Source organism: Pseudomonadota bacterium (assembly GCA_022361155.1).
In the GTDB taxonomy this organism is placed as follows: Bacteria; Myxococcota_A; Polyangia; order Polyangiales; family JAKSBK01; genus JAKSBK01.
In genome coordinates this window covers 1-5238 of sequence record JAKSBK010000400.1, presented here as the reverse complement: position 1 = coordinate 5238, position 5238 = coordinate 1, and the positions used below count along the sequence as shown (strand labels likewise).

Sequence of the window (5238 nt, the reverse complement as noted above, 5' to 3'; positions counted from 1 at the left end):
TCGGCGGTTTATCAGGGACGCCGTGCGGTACGGGCTGGTGCAAGAGCGCGTGCTACGTGAGCGCTTGAAGCTCATGCCAGTAGACAACGAGGCACTCGAGCGGCTCGGAGCGCGGCTCGACGCGGTGTTCAGTTTCTCGGGCTAGCCCGTTGGACGCCCCTTGGGGAGGCCAGCGACATGGCCATCGTCGCTCTCAACCCCTCGAGGTCCGTGAGGCCGAGCTTGCGCTCCCGGGCGGCCAGCGCGCTGACTCGTCTGGTGCTGCTGGTGCTGCGGCGGGCGGTGCTGGGCGGCGACATTGCCCAAGAGCTGCGACGCTGGGCAGGCCTTGTGCGGGAAGTCCATGGAGCAGCCGACGGGGGGGAAGCGTTAAGCATGGTCCTGCGCTATGTATTGCTGAAGACCGAGGTTGCCCCCGAGGCTGTTGAGCGCTTCGTGGTGCAGGAGGTCGGTGAGCAGGCAAGAGAGGTGTATGTGACAGCTGCACAACGAATAGCCGAGGAGGCACTGGCACGAGGCCATGCCGAGGGTAGGGCCGAAGGCAAGGCCGAGGGCAAGGCCGAGGGCAAGGCCGAGCTTGTGGGTCGTCAATTGCGGCTGCGCTTTGGCGAGCTCCCGCAGAGCGTGCAGGAGCGGCTTGCCGGCGCGACCGTGGAGCAACTCGACACGTGGGCCGAGCGTGTGCTCACGGCACCGAGCCTGGACAGCGTCTTCGAGCGGAAGTAACTGCAGCGAAGTAGATGGACCCGGGCCGTCCGGATCACGTTGCGCTATCATCAGCGGATGATCCGCGGCTACCTCGACGAGGCTCTCCGGCGCGCCACATACGACAAGCTTGAGGACGGAACGTTTGTGAGCGAAGTTCCCGACCTACAGGGCGTGCTTGCCCACGGGGCCACGCTGGAGGCATGCCGCGAGCAGCTCGCCGAGGTAATCGAGGAGTGGATTCTGGTACGCGTCGCGCGTGGCCTCGCGATTCCTCCGCTGGCTGGCATCGAGATCAGCGTCAAGAAAGCCAGCTGATGCCCAGTCGGGGGGACGCGCGCGGACTGGTGGGAATATGTGCACGAAGAAACTACCGCTCGAAGGAGCATTGGTCGAAGAAATCAGCCTTCATGGAAACGGCAAGGACAGCGAGTTCCGGATGACTACCAAGGACCCCTCGCGACAGGTTCGGTTCGATATGAGTTACCCCAGGCTCACCGTGGAGGTGGAGGGCAGCGTGTCGATCGAATCGTTCAATTGGGGTGACATCGACCTCGGGATCAGATACCGACCTCTCGAGGATCTCCGGGTGGCGTCGTTCGAATTGGTCTTTCCCGGTGAAGAAGATGAATGGAAAGCCGTGTTTGCCGATCATTTCGAGGCGGCCCGTCCGGACCTCGTGGGCTGGGTCTTCTCTGTTGCCCGAGTCGTACTGCGTCGCGGAAGGCCCCGCGACTAGGCTGGCGCGATACCTCCCAAGGTAAGCCGCGAATTGGGCTCGACAGCGGAACGATCGGGACCTGGGACAGGGACGGCAAGACGTCAGGACGCCCGAGCACAAAAACCGGACGGCGCTTGTCGGGCGATGACCGCAATTTTGGCCGCCACGACCCGAGGACGACGGCCGGCAACGCCCGCGAGGATGTGCGTCAAGCAGGCGCTACGCGGCCCTTTCGACCACCACCGGCCCGTCGTACGGGCTGAAGGGCCGAGTACGATGAGTCCACCAGCTGTCGCGCGTCATCGAGGTGGTCCCTCGGACACTCGCGGAGAAACTCCAAAGCGAACTCCTTCGCTTGCTCGAGCTGCCCGTGCTCGAACAGGAAGGACCAGTACGAGTAGGCCTTTACACCAAGGTCCGGATCACGCGGACGCGTCGTATGGTAGGCGTTGAGCAACTCGCGTCCTGCCCGCGCTTGATCGCCGACCGCCTGAAAGAAAACGCTTCGCAGGTAATGCTGGTGCGCCGGCTGATCCCGCCAGAAATTGGTCGCATGAAAGTGCAGCGCGTTGGTCAGATCGCGTCGACTCTGATCCCATTTGTGACCCCGCAGTTGGGGCAGCAGTTCCCCGGCAGCGAGCTGAAACAGGATGCTGCGAATGTCGTCGAAAAAGCCAACGTTGCCGGTGAGCTGAAACGCGGAGACGTCCCTGCCGCTGCGCGCGAATGCAGGGAACGTAAGAAAGGCTATGCAGCGCCAGGTCAACTCCAGCAACCTGCGATCGCCGCCACTGATTCGCTTGCGGTCCTTGTCGACAGGCGCTCGCCGGCGCACTTCCGTGTTCAGCTCTTCCAGACGTTCCCGATACTCTTCTCGGAGATGGGCCGAAATTGGATACTCGGAGGAACTGGTCGGCCCGTCTTCCGCACCTGCGGGCAAAACCACCCCGAGCTCGGCCACGTCTTCAATGAGCTTCAGCGCACGCTCGAGCGCGGCAACGGACCACTCTTCCTTCAGCAGCCTTTGATACCGCTCGATCTGCTTCTTCGTGGGCTGGATGTGAACTTGCATCAACTAACCCTGATGGCTTCTTTTGGACTTCCTTCGTGCCAGCTCGTTCAGCCTTCTGAGTATGCGTTGGCGCTCCCTCGCCCTACCTGGCTTGCCCAACAGTGCACCTGCGAGCCGACGCAGCCGCGCCATTTCCGCATTCTTTTGTTCCGGCGGCAGCTCGTGATCTGGATCGTCACCTCCGAGATTCGAGCCCATCGTGGCATGCTCCAAGGTAGCACATTCCTTGCCGGTGGAAACCGGCACTCCTACTTCAACCGCGCCCCGGACAACACCACCGGCCGCGGAAAGCAACTCGCTGAGGTGATCGAGGAGTGGATTCTCGTGCGGGTCGCACGCGGTCTCGCCATTCCTCCGATGGGTGAGATCGAGATCAGCGTCGAGAAAGCCAGCTGATCCCTTGGCTGAGGGCCGGTAAGCCGCCCACCTGGGATCTAGCTGGTTTGACGATCGGCCTGAAATGCAGTGCGGGCGCGGTCCCTCGCATGCAGCGACAGCATGATGTTGGCTTGACACTATATGAAGTGATGGAAGAGTAGTATCCATATGGGATCCAAGGCAGTGCAGATCTCACTGGACGAGTCCTTGCTCAAGCGCATTGACGCGGACCCAGAAGTACGCCGCCGTGGGCGCTCGGCAGTGATTCGGGACGCGCTCGAGCTCTATCTGCGTGCGACCCGCAGACGCAGCCTGGACGAAGCGATTCGGCGCGCCTACGGCGATGCAGGCGACCACGCGCTGGCCGAAGTGGAGGATCTGCTGGAGAGCCAAGCATGGCCAAGAGAGTAGGGCGGGGGGAGATCTGGCTTCACCGTTTCGCTCCACCGGACCGTCGCAGGCCCGTTGTCGTCGTGAGTCGACAGGCATTGCTCGACGTGATTCATACTGCCACCGTGGTTGCGATCACTTCGAGCGTGCGCGGCTCACCTACCGAGGTCGTGCTTGGGGTGGACGAGGGGCTGAAGAAGCCCTCGTGCGCCAATGCCGTCAACGTTTTCACGGTCCGTCAGTCTGACTTGCGCCAGTTTGTGGGGCTCGTTCCACCCCCTAGGATGCGCGACCTCTGTCGCGCCCTGGCTATCGCTTGTGGCTGCGAGGATTGATCGGCGCCGAGAGCAGAAAGCCCGCAGCGTGATACACTCAGCGCACAGTCATGGGAGACCCGGCAAAGCGGCACGCTAATCAGGACAGCACCTGATTGCAGCGAAGTAGATGGCAAGCAGCAACCCGAAGTCGAGGTCGTGGGTAAGAACCACGGCACCGGAGTTACGTGCGTGAGCGATTATCGTTTCGTCCGTGGCGCCCGGATCCCCAAGAGCGGACCAATGCGTGGCATCGAAGCCAGCACGACGAAGTACCTCAGCCCAGCGGGGGCTGAGGTTCATGTCCACGACGAGCTTCACGAGGCCTTGAGCGGCAGTTCTTGCTCCTGTGAACGCCAAGCGGCATAGGCCAGCGCAGCGCGGATGTCGTCAGTCTCGAGGTAGGGGTAGTCGGCGAGAATATTCTCATACGACCGCCCGGAAGCAAGCAACCCCAGAATCATGCTGACCGTCACGCGCAGTCCGCGGATGCAAGGCCTGCCTCCCATCATCGTGGGGTCGTGCGTTATGCGCCGCAACAACTCTTCCATGAATGAAGTATAGCAGACACTTGTGCCACAACTCGCGAGCCGCACGCCGCGCGTGGCTACGGCGATTCTCACCCGGCAACCCCCAACTGCACGCCACTCGCTAGCCTGCTACCCTCCCGCCAGCTAATAAGCGACCACGGAGTCGCTGGCCTCCGTTGCCTTTATCATCCAAGGCGCCGGCGGCCGTGAGCCTGCTTCAGAGTACGCGACTTGACGTGAAATGAGCATTGCTGCTGCTGCGCCGGTAATGCGACCTTGGTGCTTCCTGGCGTAGGCTTGAGAGAGCGGCCTCCCTTGCTGCAGGATGCGCTCGTACTTGAGCCAGTCTTCGCTCGGCGCAGGCCTCCGCCATGCGGGATCGAAGGTATCGCGGCCAATTGCGGCGTCATCCTCAATGGTCATCAAGACAGCTTCGAGCACCATCTGTTGAGCATGTTGGAGCGAGTTTCCCTGCGTCACGATGTTGATCTCGAGACACACGGCAATCCATTGCCCTGGCACTTGCTCAGACGGGTACACCAACACCGGCAGGAGCCGATGATCGAGTTTCCTAGCCATTGTTGCCCCCGCGCTAGGCAGGCCGCCGCCGCTTGGTTCTGTTCATGTCGTTCGCTCCTTATGATCAAGCGCGACAGAAAACGCTGCAATTACAGCGCATTGCACGCTCTGCTGCACCCTATCCAGCTTAGGCGACTGTGTCACGGATGCAAGCTTGCACCGAGACCGGTCCCGGCAGGACAGCCGAGGCACCAAGTCAAGCTGGATGCGATGCTTGCGTCGTCGATTCAAGGGGCCCCAAGGGCTGCTCCGCCGTGCAGGCGAGCGAGCTCGTCCGACAGCAGGCTGTCCCATCGATCCATCACGGCCTGTTTCGAGAAGTGGCGCTGGTAGGTCGTGAAAGCGCGACGCTGCATGGCTTGAACCTCGCCCAGGTTTGAAGCGAGCTCTGCGAGCCAAGAAACTTCGAAGGCACGACGACCCCGGACCACTCGGGTCGCAAGCTCATCAGGTGAAGGTCCGCACAGGCCAGCCGCGCAACGAGCTGTTCTTCCTTGGCAAAGGGTGCGAGCCTCACGGCATCGTCATCACGCAGCGCGGCCCGAAGCT

At 62.1% G+C, this 5238-nt stretch carries 10 protein-coding genes; 6 read left to right on the top strand and 4 right to left on the bottom strand.

Going from position 1 to position 5238, the window contains the following annotated elements:
- The first annotated feature begins 177 nt into the window (after positions 1-177).
- From MJD61_15630 to MJD61_15620, 3 genes are read left to right on the top strand one after another with little or no spacing between them, the layout of a single operon-like run.
- Entirely contained in the window at positions 178-726 is a 549-nt protein-coding gene (locus MJD61_15630; GenBank protein ID MCG8556697.1) for a DUF4351 domain-containing protein, read from the top strand.
- A 57-nt stretch (positions 727-783) separates the two neighbouring features.
- On the top strand, positions 784-1023 hold the full coding sequence (locus MJD61_15625; GenBank protein ID MCG8556696.1) for a type II toxin-antitoxin system HicB family antitoxin: 240 nt from the start codon (positions 784-786) through the stop codon (positions 1021-1023).
- A 37-nt stretch (positions 1024-1060) separates the two neighbouring features.
- Positions 1061-1444, top strand: coding sequence for a hypothetical protein (locus MJD61_15620; GenBank protein MCG8556695.1), 384 nt, complete (start codon positions 1061-1063; stop codon positions 1442-1444).
- Between the two features lie 190 nt (positions 1445-1634).
- Here the strand turns inward: MJD61_15620 and MJD61_15615 are convergent, their stop codons facing one another.
- Positions 1635-2498, bottom strand: coding sequence for a hypothetical protein (locus MJD61_15615; GenBank protein MCG8556694.1), 864 nt, complete (start codon positions 2496-2498; stop codon positions 1635-1637).
- A 66-nt stretch (positions 2499-2564) separates the two neighbouring features.
- Here MJD61_15615 and MJD61_15610 point away from each other — a divergent pair, with 66 nt between their 5' ends.
- The 3 genes from MJD61_15610 (at position 2565) to MJD61_15600 (ending at position 3601) form a co-directional block, all read left to right on the top strand.
- Complete coding sequence (locus MJD61_15610; protein ID MCG8556693.1) at positions 2565-2894, top strand: hypothetical protein; 330 nt, start codon at positions 2565-2567, stop codon at positions 2892-2894.
- 150 nt (positions 2895-3044) lie between these two features.
- The gene (locus tag MJD61_15605; protein ID MCG8556692.1) at positions 3045-3287 is read left to right on the top strand and encodes a ribbon-helix-helix domain-containing protein; all 243 of its coding nucleotides are present in this window, start codon (positions 3045-3047) and stop codon (positions 3285-3287) included.
- Positions 3272-3601: a type II toxin-antitoxin system PemK/MazF family toxin gene (locus MJD61_15600; GenBank protein MCG8556691.1), complete on the top strand. Its 330-nt coding sequence runs from the start codon at positions 3272-3274 to the stop codon at positions 3599-3601. The genes MJD61_15605 and MJD61_15600 overlap by 16 nt, the downstream gene beginning before the upstream one ends.
- 75 nt (positions 3602-3676) lie before the next feature.
- Here MJD61_15600 and MJD61_15595 read toward each other — a convergent pair whose 3' ends face one another.
- From MJD61_15595 to MJD61_15585, 3 genes are all read right to left on the bottom strand, one after another.
- The gene (locus MJD61_15595) at positions 3677-3901 is read right to left on the bottom strand and encodes a DUF5615 family PIN-like protein (protein ID MCG8556690.1); all 225 of its coding nucleotides are present in this window, start codon (positions 3899-3901) and stop codon (positions 3677-3679) included.
- Complete coding sequence (locus MJD61_15590) at positions 3898-4131, bottom strand: DUF433 domain-containing protein (GenBank protein MCG8556689.1); 234 nt, start codon at positions 4129-4131, stop codon at positions 3898-3900. The genes MJD61_15595 and MJD61_15590 overlap by 4 nt, the downstream gene beginning before the upstream one ends.
- A 123-nt stretch (positions 4132-4254) precedes the next feature.
- Positions 4255-4689, bottom strand: coding sequence for a hypothetical protein (locus tag MJD61_15585; GenBank protein MCG8556688.1), 435 nt, complete (start codon positions 4687-4689; stop codon positions 4255-4257).
- Between the last annotated feature and the right edge of the window lie 549 nt (positions 4690-5238).

Bases quoted from the DNA above. Each gene is read 5' to 3' on its own strand.
- MJD61_15620 (MCG8556695.1), top strand. From the start codon at position 1,061: ATGTGCACGAAGAAACTACCGCTCGAAGGAGCATTGGTCGAAGAAATC.
- MJD61_15630 (MCG8556697.1), top strand. From the start codon at position 178: ATGGCCATCGTCGCTCTCAACCCCTCGAGGTCCGTGAGGCCGAGCTTG.
- MJD61_15625 (MCG8556696.1), top strand. From the start codon at position 784: ATGATCCGCGGCTACCTCGACGAGGCTCTCCGGCGCGCCACATACGAC.
- MJD61_15605 (MCG8556692.1), top strand. From the start codon at position 3,045: ATGGGATCCAAGGCAGTGCAGATCTCACTGGACGAGTCCTTGCTCAAG.
- MJD61_15615 (MCG8556694.1), bottom strand. From the start codon at position 2,498: ATGCAAGTTCACATCCAGCCCACGAAGAAGCAGATCGAGCGGTATCAA.
- MJD61_15600 (MCG8556691.1), top strand. From the start codon at position 3,272: ATGGCCAAGAGAGTAGGGCGGGGGGAGATCTGGCTTCACCGTTTCGCT.
- MJD61_15590 (MCG8556689.1), bottom strand. From the start codon at position 4,131: ATGGAAGAGTTGTTGCGGCGCATAACGCACGACCCCACGATGATGGGA.
- MJD61_15585 (MCG8556688.1), bottom strand. From the start codon at position 4,689: ATGGCTAGGAAACTCGATCATCGGCTCCTGCCGGTGTTGGTGTACCCG.